Origin of the sequence: Nonomuraea sp. NPDC050310 (assembly GCF_040655795.1) — a bacterium.
GTDB lineage: Bacteria > Actinomycetota > Actinomycetes > Streptosporangiales > Streptosporangiaceae > Nonomuraea.
This window is the reverse complement of sequence record NZ_JBFAKP010000004.1, coordinates 299,397-312,163: the sequence shown is the minus strand read 5'-3', so window position 1 is coordinate 312,163 and position 12,767 is coordinate 299,397. Positions and strand designations below refer to the sequence as shown.

Below are 12,767 nucleotides of genomic sequence, written 5' to 3'. Positions count from 1 at the left end.
GCCGGGGTCGATACGGCAGACTTCGAGGCATGCCTGCACCGGACGTGGCCGCGCTCCTCATGCGGATGGATCCCGCCATGGCCGACGAGGCCAGGACCGCCGTGGAGTGGCTCACCGGCGGTGAGCCTCTGGAGTCGGTGACCCAGCTCGACGTCTGCGAGTTCCTCTGGTTCACGCTGCCGCTCAAGGTCGACGGCGACCGGGCCCGGCTGGCCCGTGCCCTCGGCCGGCTGCTGGAGCTCGGCGGCATGGAGCGCTACGCGGAGCTGTGCGCCTCGTCGGTCACCCAGCGGGTGCTGCGCGTCTACGCCCGCGACGGGGAGGACGCCGGCACCGCCGCCTACCAGGAGGCCCTGGAGGCGACCGGGGTGCTGCCGCCGGACGTGCCGGAGCTGCGCTGGAGCACGATCATGGGGCCCGAGGAGATGGGCGCGCACGTGGCCTGCTCTGCGGCCCTGGAGCTGGCGCTGCAGTCCGGCTCGCGGGTGGATCGCGTCGAGCTGACCCGCGAGTGGCTCACCCGGCCGCGCGCCGACCTGGGCGGCGACAGCTGGCTCAACCGGGTGCACGGCGAGCGGCTCAACCGCTGGGTGCTGGGCCGCGGCGAAGCGCGCCGCGAGCTGGCCCAGCCCTTCGAGGTGCGGCTGCACGCGCCGGTGCCGCTCGACCCGTCGCTGGAGCCGGTGGCCCGGCGGCTGATCACCAGCGAGGCGGACGAGATCGCGCTGCTGCTGCTGGCCGACGGCTCGGCCTGGCCGGCCGCCGCCCTGCACGAGCGGGTCGTCCTGATCAGCGGGACCGGCTCCGACGTGCCCGACCGGCTGCTCTCGCTGGCGCTGGCCGCCACCGAGCACGACGGCGTACGGCTGACGCCGACCGGGCAGCTCGTCGCGCTCGCCGCCCTGCGGACGCACGCGCTGCGGCCCCGCAAGTACGTCACGCCCGGCTAGCTCCCGCGCGGGTCCCAGTGCTTGAAGCCGGTGGCGAGGTGCATCTCCGCCTCCGGCAGGAGCGGCAGGCCGCTGGCGGCGTCGAGCACCACCCGCGTGCCCAGCGGCTCGCGCAGGCGGACGTCGGTCTCGGCGTGGTGCAGCATCGCGTTGCAGACCCGCACGTCGGGCTTGGGCCGCACGTCGGCGTCCACGACCACCACCTGCGGCGTCTCGTAGGCCCGGCCGCCGTGCGTGGTGTCACAGGAGCCGTACCCGAAGGTCAGCCTCAGGCTGGTGCCGTCCGCCCGGTAGGTGAAGACCTCCTGCCACTCGCCCTTGCGTTGCTGGGGCGGGCCGCCCATCGCGGCCGGGTCCACGGCGACGCGCCGGAACGGCTGCGGCAGGCCCGCCACGGTGAACTCCCAGACCGGCACCCGGGCCTCGCCCCGGCTGGTCGGGAAGGGCGCCCACCCCAGGCTCGCGGCGGTGACCCGCAACGGCCGGCAGCCCTTGGCCGGGCACTCCTCGTCGGCGAAGTCGCGCGGGCGGCTCATCGCCCGGTAGGCGGTCTCGGCCGTGACCAGCGGCAGGCTCAGCTCCGAGCCGTCCGGCCAGGTCAGGACTCCCGGTTCCGGCCGCGCGGCGGGCAGCTCGGTGGCCAGCTCCCAGACGGCGTTCAGCTCGCTGACCCCGGTCCACTTCGGCATCCCGCGCGAGGGCGGGTCGATGGTCAGTTTCGCCAGGGGCACGAAGCCGTCCGTCCAGGCCTCGCGTTCCGGTGCGGCCTGCCAGCGTTCGGCGATCTCCCGGGCACGGGCGTGGAAGTCGTCGGCGGTCGTCGGCGCGGGGGACGTGCCGCACGCGGCCACCAGCAGGAGCAGGACGACCGGTAATCTCCGCATACCTCGTAGACGTGGGCGGCGCCCGGCCGGTTCGCACCCTGTGGTTTTCCACACCCTGAAGACGGCCGCCTGCCTCATGGTGGACGCAACCCGCTTTTTCCTAGGTTTGCGGTCATGACGGAATGGCTGATCTCCCTGATGGAATCCCTCGGCGCCCCGGGAGCCGGGCTCGCGATCGCGCTGGAGAACCTCTTTCCCCCGCTGCCGAGCGAGGTCATCCTCCCCCTGGCCGGCTTCACCGCCGCCCGCGGTGAGATGGACCTGCCGAGCGTGCTGGCGTGGACCACGGCGGGCTCGGTCATCGGCGCGCTGGCGCTCTACTGGGTGGGCGCGTTGCTGGGTCGCGAGCGCACCCTGGCCCTCGCCGCCCGGCTGCCCTTGCTCAAGCTCTCCGACATCGAGCGGACCGAGGCGTGGTTCGGCCGGCACGGCCGCAAGACGGTGTTCTTCGGGCGGATGATCCCGATCTTCCGCAGCCTGATCTCCGTGCCGGCCGGTGTCGAGCGGATGCCGCTGGCCAGTTTCACGCTGCTGACCACGGCCGGGAGCCTGATCTGGAACACCCTCTTCGTCATGGCCGGATACCTGCTGGGGGAGAATTGGGCCATCGTGGAGACCTATGTCGGATTCGGAACGAACGTGGTGATCGCCGTCGTGGCCCTGGCCGTGCTGGTCTTCCTCGGCGTCCGGCTGAGCGAGCGGCGACGTGGCCGGCACGCGGCGTAGGGCGCTGCGGCTGCCCGGCACGGTGTTGCTCGGTGCGGGCAGCGCGCTGGCCGGGCTGCTCTTCGTGCCGGCCGCCCTGCCCTTCGCCGGGCGGCCGGCCGTACGCGCGGCGGCCCGGCGGCTGACCCTGCTGGAGCTGCGCCGGCTGGGCCTGGCCCTCGACCCGATCGACGGCAACGAGCTGCGCTACCTGGCCGCCCGCATCCCCGTCGGGCTGCTGGGCGGGGTGGTGCTCTTCCTGCTGGCCTACGGCACGGGAGCCGCCGCGGTCTTCGCCTGGTCCTGGCCCCGGGGCCAGGCGGTAGACGGGATGCTGCCGAGCGTGCCCCTGGTGCTCTACCTCGCGGTGTTCGGGCTGGTGCTGCTCTTCCTCGCTTTGTCCGGTCTGGTCGGCGTGGACGTGCTGGACCGGCGGCTGGCCGCGCACCTGCTGGCCCCCGACCCGGTGGCGGCGTTGCGGCGGCGGATCACCGAGCTGACCGAGAGCCGGGCCGGCGTCCTGGCCGCCGTCGACTCCGAACGCCGCCGCATCGAGCGCGACCTGCACGACGGCCTCCAGCAGCGGCTGGTCGCCCTGTCGATGCTGGCCGGCCGGGCCCGGCGCGGGCGCACCGAGCTGCTGGAGCAGGTCCACGAGCAGGCCCAGCAGGCCCTCGTCGAGCTGCGCGAGGTGGCCTGGCGGGTCTACCCGTCCGGGCTCGACTCCCTCGGCCTGGCCGACGCGCTGGCCGGGGTGGCCGAGCGGGCCGGCCTGCCGGTCAAGGTGCGCTGCGAGCTGCCCGCCCGTCCGCCCGCGGCGGTCGAGACCGTGGCCTACTTCGTGGTCAGCGAGGCGGTCACCAACGCCGACAAGCACTCGCGGGCCTCCCAGGTGACCGTCGAGATCCACCAGGACGCCACAATGGTCGTCGTGCGCATCGAGGACGACGGCATCGGCGGCGCCGACGCCACCAGCGGCGGCCTGTCCGGCCTCGCCCGCCGCGTCGCGGCCCTGGACGGCCGCTTCACCGTGACCAGCCCGCCCGGCGGGCCGACGACGATCCTGGCGGAGCTCCCGTGCGCGTGATGCTGGCCGAGGACTCGACGCTGCTCCGGGAAGGTCTCGTGCGGCTGCTCGCCGAGGAGGGTCACGACGTGCTCGCCGCCGTGGGCGACGGCGACGCGTTGCTGGAGGCGGTCGCCGGCGAACAGCCCGACGTGGTGGTGGTGGACGTGCGGATGCCGCCCACGCACACCGACGAGGGCCTGCGCGCGGCGCTGGAGATCAGGAAGCGCTGGCCCCGGGTGAAGGTCCTGGTGCTCTCGCAGTACGTGGAGAAGAAGTACGCCACCGAGCTGATGAGCTCCGACGTCGAAGGCGTCGGCTATCTGCTCAAGGACCGGGTGGCCCAGGTCGGCGACTTCCTCGACGCCCTGGAGCGCGTGGGCGCCGGCGGCGCGGCCTTCGACCCCGAGGTGGTCCGCCAGCTCCTGGCCCGCACCAGCCACGCCGACCCGCTCGCCCTGCTCACCGCCCGCGAGCGGGAGGTGCTGGAGCGGATGGCGCAGGGGCTGACCAACGCCTCCATCGCGCAGTCGCTGCACGTCTCGCAGAGCGCGGTGGAGAAGCACGTCAACGCGCTCTTCGACAAGCTGGAGCTCTCGCACACCTCGGGCTACAGCCGGCGCGTGCTGGCGGTGCTCCGCTACCTCGGCTCCTGAGCCCGGCTCATCCTCGTCCCCGGCCACCTGCGACAATCACCGCTCATGGAGATCATCGACAGCGGCCGTTTCGAGCCGGCGGCGGACGGGTCCGCCAACTTCGTGGAGCACCTCCAGGTGCCCGCGCTCAGCTTCGGCACCTACTCGATCCCGGCCGGGGCCGCCGACCCGCAGTCGCCGCACAACGAGGACGAGATCTACATCGTCACCCGTGGCCGCGGCTCGTTCACCTCCGGCGACCAGACCGTCGCGGTCGAGCCGGGCACCGCCCTGTTCGTCCCGGCCCGCGAGGCCCACCGCTTCCACGACGTCACCGAGGACCTGGTCGTGCTGGTCTTCTTCGGCCCCGCCTACAGCGGCATCCCCGCCGACTTGCAGCTCCAGCAGGGGGAGCTGCCAGGCTGACCGGCATGGACCTCCTGCCGATCGGCGAGCTGGCCCGGCGCGCCGGGCTCAGCGTCAAGACCGTCCGGTTCTACGCCGACCGCGGCCTGGTCCCGCCCACCACCCGCACCGCCGCCGGCCACCGGCTCTACGACGCCGTCGCCCTCGACCGCCTGGAACTGGTCCGCACGCTGCGCGACCTCGGACTCGACCTGGCGACGATCCACCGGATCGTCACCCGCCAGGTCTCCCTCACCGAGGTCGCCGCGCTCCACGCCGAAGCGCTGGCCGTCCAGATCCAGGCCCTCCGCGTACGGCAGGCGATCCTGACCCGCGTGGCCCGGCACGGAACCGCTCCGGAGGAGATGGACATGACCCATCGGCTCGCCACCATGGCCGGCGACGAACGCCGGGCCCTGATCGCCGCCTTCCTCGACCACGCCCTCGACGGCGTGCCGGAAGGCGTCCGGACCACGATGACCCCGGTGCTGCCGGACGACCCGTCGCCCGAGCAGGTGGAGGCGTGGATCGAACTGGCCCTGCTCGCCACCGACCCCGGCTTCCGCGACCGGCTCCGGTCGGCCGTCGCGCCCTACGCGGTCCCGCCGACCTCGCCGCCGCGGCCCGACCCGGCCGCGCTCGTGCGCCGGGCCGTCGCTCCGGCGCTCGCGGCGGGGCTCGACCCGAGATCTCCCGAGGCGGCCGCCGTGCCGTTGCCGGAGGTCGACCTCGACCGGCTGGAGACCGTGCTCGATCCGGACCGGGACCGCTACCTCGAACTGCTGGCGATCATCAACGGCTGGCCGGCCCCCGAGCCCCTGGCCCCGGCGTTGGCCTGGGCGCTCGCCCGCTACTCGGCGACGGCTTCCAGCAGGTAGACGTCCAGCGGCAGGCCGGTGGTCGCCGTCAGGGTGAAACCGGCCGAGCCGAGCAGGTCGCGGTACTCGGCCAGGGTGCGCTCCCGGCCGCCGAGGTTGTTGACCATCATGTGCACGTCCCAGGCCGGGGCGAGCGACGGCTGGGCGGGGTGGTCGGGCAGGAGGCGCTCGACGACCGCGAGCCGGGCGCCCGGCCGGACGGCCTCGCGGCAGCGTGCCAGGACGGTGGCGCACGCGGCGTCGTCCCAGTCGTGCAGGATGCGGGACAGGACGAGCAGGTCGCCGCCGGGGACGTGGGTGAACAGGTCGCCGCCGACGGTGGTGATCCGCTTGCCGTACCGGCTGGTGAGCTCCTCGCGCGCGGCGGCGACGGTGGCGGGGGTGTCGAACAGCACGCCGGTGGTGTGCGGGGCGGCGTCGAGCAGGCGGCCGAGGAGCGCGCCCGAGCCGCCGCCGAGGTCGGTGACCGTCTCGACGCCGGCCAGGTCGAGGCGCTCGGCGAGCGCGTCGAAGACGTCGCGGCACTGGTCGGCCATCGCGCGCTGGAAGACGGCGGCGTCGGAGGCGTTGTGCTCCAGGTGGGCGAAAGGCGCGTTGCCGTAGGCCAGCTCGAACCCGCTCCTGGCGGTCCTGACCGTGTCGGGCAGCTCGCCGAAGCTCCAGTAGAACAGCCCGCCGTACAGCAGCGCGACCCCGTGCAGCGAGGAGTCGGAGTCGCGGGCCAGCGTCGCGCCGAGCGGGGTGAGCGAGACCAGTTCGCCGGTCCGGGTGACGACGCCGAGCTGTTCGAGGTAGCGCAGCAGCCTGGCCAGCCGGTCGGCGGGGCAGCCGAGGGCGGCGGCGAGCTCGCCGGTGGTGCGGCGGCGGCCGAGCAGTTCGTCGGCGAGGCCGAGCTCGGCGGCGGTGCGCAGGGCCTGGGTGGCCCAGGCCCCGGTGAGCAGGTCGAGCATCCGCCGCCGCTCGTCGTGCTGCTCGCCGGTGAGGTGGCGGGCCAGGTGGGCGCCGGCGTGACCGGCGGTCACGATCTCCAGCCGGTCGGCCCCCGGCTCGGGGCGGAAGTAGAAGACGCTGCGGCCCTCGGCCGGGTTGTAGCCGCCGCCGTCGGGCCGGTGACCGTCGGCGCGCAGGGCCTCCAGGACGCCGAGCGTCGCGGGCGGCGTCTCGAAGGCCAGGTGCGTCTCGCGCTCGTGGAAGCGCTCGTCGTCGGCGATCCGCTCGGAGCAGCCGGCGGCGAGGAACAGCTCCAGCGTGCGCCCGTGCCCGACCTCGACGTGCGCGATCGTCACGTCGAGGCCGTCGAGCCCGTAGCGCGTGGTCAGCCGCTCCCTGACGACGACGCTGGGCACCGTTCTGAGCACCGGCAGGTCGTCGAGCGCCGCCTCGACCGAGTCCGGGAAGACGAGCAGGCCCGCGTGGTCGAACCGCAGGCCGTACGGTCCTTGGCGGCCTTCGCGGGCGATCCGCGCCATCCTGCTGACCCGCAGCGTGTCGGACTCCCCCAGCGCGCCGACCTTGATCTCCGCCGACAGCACATTCCCCTGATCCACGCGGTCAGGCTAACAGCACTCGGCGTAGTTGATTGAATCCGCTAAGTGGCTATCCGCGCCCTCAGTGCACCGACGCCTCGGGGTCCGGGGCGGGGGTGCGGGCGACCTCCAGCGTGGCGCGGCCGGACGGCAGCCGGGTGGCGATCGCGATCACCGCGATGGCCGCCAGCCCCGCCGCGATCAGCAGGGTCTGCACGCTGACCACGTCGGCCAGCGGCCCGAAGACCATCATGCCGACCGGGGTGGCCAGAGCCATCACGATGCCGACGTAGCTGAACACGCGGCCCTGCATCCCGGGCTCGACGGTCTCCTGGATCAGCGTCATGAACGGCGTCGCGAACGGCGGCACCAGCAGGCCGAGCACGAACATGAACCCGTAGAAGACCCACAGGTTCCCGCTCAGCCCGAGCGCGACGGTCACCACCCCGAACCCGTAGACGGAGAACAGGATCAGCCCGACCTTGCCCCGCTTGGCCAGCAGCGTGGACATCAGGAACCCGCCGAGCATCATGCCCAGGCTGAAGGCGATCTCCAGGACCGCCAGCATCCACTTGTCCGAGCCGAAGGTCCGCGTGATCATCAGCGGCGTGACGAACGAGGGCGCCACGGTGAGCAGGAAGATCACCGCGTACACCACCAGCAGCCAGCGCACGACCGCGTGGCTGCGGATGTAGCGCATGCCCTCGACCAGGTCCTCCCGGTAGGTCGCGGTGGACTGCGCGATGCTCTCCAGCGTCGGCACGGCCACCAGCGCCAGCAGCCCGATCCCGAGGACCGCGGTCACCACGTCGAGGAAGAACACCGGCACGATGCCGAAGGCGGCGAAGATCGCCCCGGCCGCCGCGGGCGCGAGCAACGCCATGGCCGACTGGATCGTCTGGAAGATCCCGTTCACCCGCATCAACTGGTCGCCGGGCACGATCTGCGGGATCATCGCCTGTACGGCAGGCGTCTGCACCCCGGCGCCGACCGACCGCACCGCCACCGCGAGCAGGATGATCCACAGATCGGTGATCCCGTTGGCCATCAGCACCGCGAGCACCAGCGTGGCGGCGGCGATACCGCCGTCGGCGATCATCACCAGCACGCGCCGGTTCATCCGGTCGGCCAGCACCCCGCCGAACAGCGACACCAGCCCCTGCGGGAGGAACGCGGCGACCGCGTAGAGCGCCACCGCCACGCCGGACTTGGTCTCCAAGGTGATCCACCACATGACCGCGTACTGCACGATCATGGAGCCGAACAGGGACACGGTCTGGCCGGTCAGGAACAGGGCGACATTGCGCCGCCAGGCGGTCGTCTCGGTCATCATTCCCATCTTTCTGCACGTCTTTCAGCACGCGGTCGAGCGGATCCCGGGCCTTCGCGGAGGTCCTGCGGCCGCCGGTGGACGAGCTCGGAAGGGCGGCGCGGACGAGGGAGACCTCGCCGTCCGGAAGCAGCGGACCTGGCACCGGACGCCGGCGACCGGCCGGCGACCGGTCAGAACGCCGACCGGACTCTGTCAGCCTGCCAGACGGGTGTGACAGAAAGCATGGGACGAAAGTCTAGGGACCCCGTCGAAGGGCTCGGATTCCCGCCTTTCGGCTGGTGAGGCCGTCGGGGACGTCGATGTCGGGCTGGCCGGAGGGCCGGTCAGGCCGCCACCGTCTCCAGGGTCGCCACGATCTCCTCGGCGAACAGCAGCCCGGCCAGGCCGTGCCCGTGCTTCTCCCGGCGCACCAGGGAGAGCACGTTCCGGCTGAAGCCTCGGTCGCGCACCGGGCGGAAGGCGAGGCTGCCGTGGTGGTGCTCCTCGGCGATGTCGAACCGGCTGAGAAAGGCGATGGCCTCCCCCGCGGCGGCGAGCCGTTTCATCGTCTCGATGGAATTGGTGTGGAAGGCGGGTTCGACCGCGATACCGGCCTCGGCGAAGGTGTCGGCGATTATGCCATGAATGACCATCGAGCGGTCGGCGAAAATCAGCGGATAATCCGCGCAGTGCGCGAGCGGAATGGATTCCATCCGGGCCAGCGGGTGCTTCGGCGAGATGACCGCGCCGAGCCGGGTGTCCAGCCGCCAGCAGACCTCCAGTTGCGGCGAGGCCGGGATGTTGAAGCCGAGCCCGACGTCGGCCTCGCTGTCGGCCACCGCCCGCAGGATGTCGTGCGTGGACATCACCCGGATGGAGATGCGCACCTCCGGATGCCTGGCGTGGAAGTTCGCCGTCGCGGCGGAGACGACGCCGCTGGCCAGGCCGGTCATCGTGGCGATCACCACCTCGCCGCTGGGCAGCGACTGCAGGTCGCGGATGTCGGCCACGGCCTCGCGGTACTCCTGCATGGTCCGGCGCACGTGCGCGAGCAGCACCTCACCGGCCGGCGTGGGCCGCATCCCGCGCGGCAGCCGCTCGAACAGGGCCTCGCCCAGTTCCTCCTCCAGCAGCAGGATCTGCCGGTTGATCGCCGACGGCGCGACGTGCAGCCTCGCCCCCGCCGCCCGGATGGACCCCGAGCGTGCCACCTCGTCGAGGTAGTGCAGCAGGCGTGAGTGGAGCATGGGGCCTCCCTGTCCGGACGTGTGCACAAAAAGAGTACAGTCCGTGCGAAAACCGCTGCTTGTCAGCAACGGTGGCATGCCATTTCATATCACCAGAGTGAACGAGGGCCGACTTCTAGATCATCTCGTTCGGCGTCACGATTTTTTATGCCAAAGAGCAGTGAGGAATTCCCATGGCTGATTTTTCGGGTCATTACCAGCATGTCCGGACGGTCTTCGACATTCTCCAGGGCGAGCGCGAGGCCGATCTGCTGCTCCGGAATCTCAGCATCTTGGACGTGCACAGCGAGACGGTCTTCCAAGGCTCGATCCTCGTCTACGACGAGCGCATCATCGCCCTGGACCCGGACGAGTCGGTGGTGCGGGTGCGCGAGGTCTTCGACGGCGAGGGCCTGTACGCCATCCCCGGCCTGATCGACGCCCACCTGCACTTCGACGCCCAGCTCGCCCACCCGGCGGCCTTCGGCGAGGCGATCGTGCCGAGCGGGACGACCACCATCTTCGCCGAGACCCTCGACTTCGCCAGCGCGGCCGGAGACGAGGCCGTCGAGGCGGCCAAGGCCTTGTTCAAGGACTACGACAAGCTGCCCTACCGCGTCTACGCCTTCGCCCCCGGCAAGAAGACCTCGGTCGAGGTCACCGAGGCCATGCTGCAGATGGAGCCGGTGATCGGCCTCGGCGAGCTGGCCCACCTGTCCTACATGACCGGCAACGACGACGACTTCCGCAAGTCGGCCCTGGGCCGCGCCAACGGCGGCTACGTCAACAGCCACTGGGGCGTGACGGCGCTGCCCGACATGCTCCTGAACTACATGCCGGCCATCGGCGCGCACAACAACCACGATGTCTGGAACGAGGCGGACATCGAGAAGAGCCTGCGGCACGGCTTCCACACGCAGATCAAGTTCGGGGTGGGCAGCCCCGAGGTGATCAAGACCATGCTGCGCGCCCTGGTGAAGCGCCGCTGGCCGGCGGAGAACTTCCAGCTCTGCGCGGACAACATCTCCGTCGACCGGGTCCTGAAGCGGGGGCACATCGACTGGGTCATCTCGCTGGCCGTCGAGATGGGGCTCAACCCGATCCAGGCCATCAAGATGGGCACGCTCTACGCCGCCCGCTCCTTCGGCATGGACCACGACTTCGGCTCGCTGGCCCCGGGCCGCTACGCCGACATCGTGCTGACCGACAGCCTGTCGAAGATCAACCCGCGTTACGTCTTCAAGGGCGGCGAGCTGGTCGCCAAGGACCGCACGCTGCTCAAGCCGGTCGACCTCGACTACTCCGGCATGGTCAAGGAGCCCCGGCCCGGCCTCGCCGACCTCACCCCGGGCGAGCTCGACCTGACCCCGCTGGAGGTCTCGGCCGACGGCAGCCGGGCGAAGGTCCTGCTGTTCGACGTCTACGGGCGCGGTCACCTGAAGTTCGCCCAGGAGGTCTGGGTACCGTTCGAGAACGGCGTGGTCGTCCCCGTCCTGGACGGGGTCACCCTGAACCGCATCTCGGTCGTGCAGCGCTACCGGGACGGCTCGGCCGAGCGGCACGTCGTCAACGGCCTGTTCAAGGGCGTGTCGATCGAGCGCGGCGCGGTCTCCACGTTCTGGCCGGCTCCTTCGGCGTACTTCGTGGTCGTCGGCGCCGACAGCGCCGAGATGTGCGGCAACCTCAAGCAGCTCGACACCTTCGTCGGCGGCTGCATCGTCACCGAGGACCGGCAGGTGAAGGCGGAACTCCCGCTGGACATCTACGGTGTCATGGCTGACATGCCACTGTCCGAGCTGGTCGACGCCACCCGGACGATCGACGCCGCGCTCGCCGAGCTGGGCCACCACAACGAGGGAGAACCCGTCGTCAACAAGCTCCTGACGCTGTTCATCTCCCTGGACCGCTTCGGCTTCATGCGCTGAGCCGGTTCACCCCCCACCCCCACACCGCAAGGGAATCACCGTGCTCAAGCATGAACAGGACGCCGGCGTCGTCGACACCGGAAGTCTGGTCCGGCGCTGGATCACCTACGTCGCCGGCATCTACGTGCTGACGCTCGGCGTCAGCCTGGCCATCAGCGCCGGCATCGGCATCTCCCCGCAGAGCAGCCTCACCCGGACCATGACCCTGGTGCTGCCGGGGATCAGCCAGGGGACGTTCAACTTCATCCTCGAACTGATCATGCTGGCGCTGACCTACCTGGCCATGCCGAAGGACTTCAAGCTCAGGAACTTCCTGTCCCTGGTGCCCGCCTTCGCCCTGGCCGCCTTCCTCGACCTGAACCTGATGCTGACGAGCTGGATCGCGCTCGACGCCTACGCGGCGAAGTTCGCGCTCCTGGTCTTCGCGGACGCGACCCTGGCGTTCGGCCTGTTCCTGATGATCCGCGCGAACCTGGTCCTCATGCCGGTGGACATGTTCGTCAACACGATCTTCAAGCGGACCGGGTGGAAGTGGGGGAACATCAAGACCGGCTTCGACTGCACCCTGCTGGTGATCTCGGCGGCGATCGGGCTGCTGTTCCTCGGCGCCCCGCACTTCATCCGCGAGGGGACCATCATCAACGGCATCCTCGTCGGCCAGTACGTCAAGCTCTACTTCTTCCTGTTCAAGAAGTACGGCTCCCGCAAGCCCGCCGACGACCTCGGCCCCAGCCTCACCTAGCTCCCCCGGCTTCTGCCGCGCGACCTACCTGGTCAACACCACAGGTTCGCGCGGCAGTCGCCCGTCCACCACCTCACCCAGCAGGCCGGCCAGCCCCGGCGGATAGAAGGTCTCCACCCCCTCCGCCGCCCCCAGCTCAGCCACCGACCACCACCGATATCCGCTCGCCTCCGCTTCCAGCCGCAAGGGCCCCCTCCCGGCGCCCGTCCTGGCGAGGAAGAACCGCTCCTGCGCCCGGTAGACCTCCCCGGCCCAGCGCGCCTCCAGTTCCCGGACCCACAGGCACGATCCCCAGTCGAGCCCGGTCAGCCCGGTCTCCTCCAGCACCTCCCGGCGCGCCGCCTCGATGAAGCTCTCCCCGGCCTCGACCCCGCCGCCGGGCAGGATCCAGAACGCCGCCGGCGTGGGCGCGCCGGGGACCTCGATCACGCCGTCGTTCCGGACCCGCAGCATGAGCAGCCGGCCCTCGGGATCCAGGACGACCGCCCGCGCTCCCCGCCTGATGCGCATCCC

13 protein-coding genes are annotated in these 12,767 nt (G+C 71.4%); 8 read left to right on the top strand and 5 right to left on the bottom strand.

Annotated elements, in window-relative coordinates; translation table 11 throughout:
- The first annotated feature begins 29 nt into the window (after positions 1-29).
- Positions 30-950 (top strand): hypothetical protein, encoded by a 921-nt coding sequence (locus tag AB0I67_RS14640; protein WP_357923134.1) that lies wholly within the window; start codon positions 30-32, stop codon positions 948-950.
- On the opposite strand, the gene AB0I67_RS14635 is transcribed toward AB0I67_RS14640, so the two are convergent.
- On the bottom strand, positions 947-1,834 hold the full coding sequence (locus AB0I67_RS14635) for a hypothetical protein (protein WP_357923132.1): 888 nt from the start codon (positions 1,832-1,834) through the stop codon (positions 947-949). The genes AB0I67_RS14640 and AB0I67_RS14635 overlap by 4 nt on opposite strands.
- A 114-nt stretch (positions 1,835-1,948) precedes the next feature.
- On the opposite strand from AB0I67_RS14635, the gene AB0I67_RS14630 reads away from it, so the two are divergent.
- The 5 genes from AB0I67_RS14630 to AB0I67_RS14610 are packed head-to-tail and all read left to right on the top strand — an operon-like array spanning position 1,949 to position 5,523.
- Positions 1,949-2,560, top strand: coding sequence for a DedA family protein (locus tag AB0I67_RS14630; RefSeq protein ID WP_357923130.1), 612 nt, complete (start codon positions 1,949-1,951; stop codon positions 2,558-2,560).
- Entirely contained in the window at positions 2,541-3,626 is a 1,086-nt protein-coding gene (locus tag AB0I67_RS14625; RefSeq protein ID WP_357923128.1) for a histidine kinase, read from the top strand. The genes AB0I67_RS14630 and AB0I67_RS14625 overlap by 20 nt, the downstream gene beginning before the upstream one ends.
- Positions 3,617-4,261 carry a response regulator transcription factor gene (locus tag AB0I67_RS14620; protein WP_357923126.1) on the top strand — a complete coding sequence of 215 codons (645 nt, stop codon included), beginning with the start codon at positions 3,617-3,619 and terminating at the stop codon, positions 4,259-4,261. Before AB0I67_RS14625 ends, AB0I67_RS14620 begins: the two co-directional genes overlap by 10 nt.
- 45 nt (positions 4,262-4,306) lie before the next feature.
- Positions 4,307-4,666, top strand: a complete 360-nt coding sequence (locus AB0I67_RS14615) for a cupin domain-containing protein (RefSeq protein WP_357923124.1) — start codon at positions 4,307-4,309, stop codon at positions 4,664-4,666.
- A 5-nt stretch (positions 4,667-4,671) separates the two neighbouring features.
- The gene (locus AB0I67_RS14610) at positions 4,672-5,523 is read left to right on the top strand and encodes a MerR family transcriptional regulator (RefSeq protein WP_357923121.1); all 852 of its coding nucleotides are present in this window, start codon (positions 4,672-4,674) and stop codon (positions 5,521-5,523) included.
- Here the strand turns inward: AB0I67_RS14610 and AB0I67_RS14605 are convergent.
- The 3 genes from AB0I67_RS14605 to AB0I67_RS14595 form a co-directional block, all read right to left on the bottom strand.
- Complete coding sequence (locus AB0I67_RS14605; RefSeq protein ID WP_357923118.1) at positions 5,496-7,070, bottom strand: methyltransferase; 1,575 nt, start codon at positions 7,068-7,070, stop codon at positions 5,496-5,498. The genes AB0I67_RS14610 and AB0I67_RS14605 overlap by 28 nt on opposite strands.
- A gap of 61 nt (positions 7,071-7,131) precedes the next feature.
- Entirely contained in the window at positions 7,132-8,379 is a 1,248-nt protein-coding gene (locus AB0I67_RS14600) for an MFS transporter (protein WP_357923115.1), read from the bottom strand.
- Positions 8,380-8,705: 326 nt separating this feature from the next.
- The gene (locus AB0I67_RS14595; RefSeq protein ID WP_357923112.1) at positions 8,706-9,608 is read right to left on the bottom strand and encodes a LysR substrate-binding domain-containing protein; all 903 of its coding nucleotides are present in this window, start codon (positions 9,606-9,608) and stop codon (positions 8,706-8,708) included.
- 173 nt (positions 9,609-9,781) lie between these two features.
- On the opposite strand from AB0I67_RS14595, the gene AB0I67_RS14590 reads away from it, so the two are divergent.
- Together AB0I67_RS14590 and AB0I67_RS14585 are read left to right on the top strand one after the other, a co-directional pair.
- The gene (locus AB0I67_RS14590; protein ID WP_357923110.1) at positions 9,782-11,512 is read left to right on the top strand and encodes an amidohydrolase family protein; all 1,731 of its coding nucleotides are present in this window, start codon (positions 9,782-9,784) and stop codon (positions 11,510-11,512) included.
- 40 nt (positions 11,513-11,552) lie between these two features.
- Positions 11,553-12,254 carry a DUF6198 family protein gene (locus AB0I67_RS14585; RefSeq protein WP_357923107.1) on the top strand — a complete coding sequence of 234 codons (702 nt, stop codon included), beginning with the start codon at positions 11,553-11,555 and terminating at the stop codon, positions 12,252-12,254.
- A gap of 24 nt (positions 12,255-12,278) precedes the next feature.
- Here the strand turns inward: AB0I67_RS14585 and AB0I67_RS14580 are convergent, their stop codons facing one another.
- The gene (locus AB0I67_RS14580; protein ID WP_357923104.1) at positions 12,279-12,764 is read right to left on the bottom strand and encodes an NUDIX domain-containing protein; all 486 of its coding nucleotides are present in this window, start codon (positions 12,762-12,764) and stop codon (positions 12,279-12,281) included.
- Between the last annotated feature and the right edge of the window lie 3 nt (positions 12,765-12,767).

Excerpts from the sequence above, each read along its gene's own strand:
- AB0I67_RS14640 (WP_357923134.1), top strand. The coding sequence starts at position 30 with ATGCCTGCACCGGACGTGGCCGCGCTCCTCATGCGGATGGATCCCGCC.
- AB0I67_RS14590 (WP_357923110.1), top strand. The coding sequence starts at position 9,782 with ATGGCTGATTTTTCGGGTCATTACCAGCATGTCCGGACGGTCTTCGAC.
- AB0I67_RS14600 (WP_357923115.1), bottom strand. The coding sequence starts at position 8,379 with ATGACCGAGACGACCGCCTGGCGGCGCAATGTCGCCCTGTTCCTGACC.
- AB0I67_RS14630 (WP_357923130.1), top strand. The coding sequence starts at position 1,949 with ATGACGGAATGGCTGATCTCCCTGATGGAATCCCTCGGCGCCCCGGGA.
- AB0I67_RS14635 (WP_357923132.1), bottom strand. The coding sequence starts at position 1,834 with ATGCGGAGATTACCGGTCGTCCTGCTCCTGCTGGTGGCCGCGTGCGGC.
- AB0I67_RS14580 (WP_357923104.1), bottom strand. The coding sequence starts at position 12,764 with ATGCGCATCAGGCGGGGAGCGCGGGCGGTCGTCCTGGATCCCGAGGGC.
- AB0I67_RS14595 (WP_357923112.1), bottom strand. The coding sequence starts at position 9,608 with ATGCTCCACTCACGCCTGCTGCACTACCTCGACGAGGTGGCACGCTCG.
- AB0I67_RS14610 (WP_357923121.1), top strand. The coding sequence starts at position 4,672 with ATGGACCTCCTGCCGATCGGCGAGCTGGCCCGGCGCGCCGGGCTCAGC.
- AB0I67_RS14615 (WP_357923124.1), top strand. The coding sequence starts at position 4,307 with ATGGAGATCATCGACAGCGGCCGTTTCGAGCCGGCGGCGGACGGGTCC.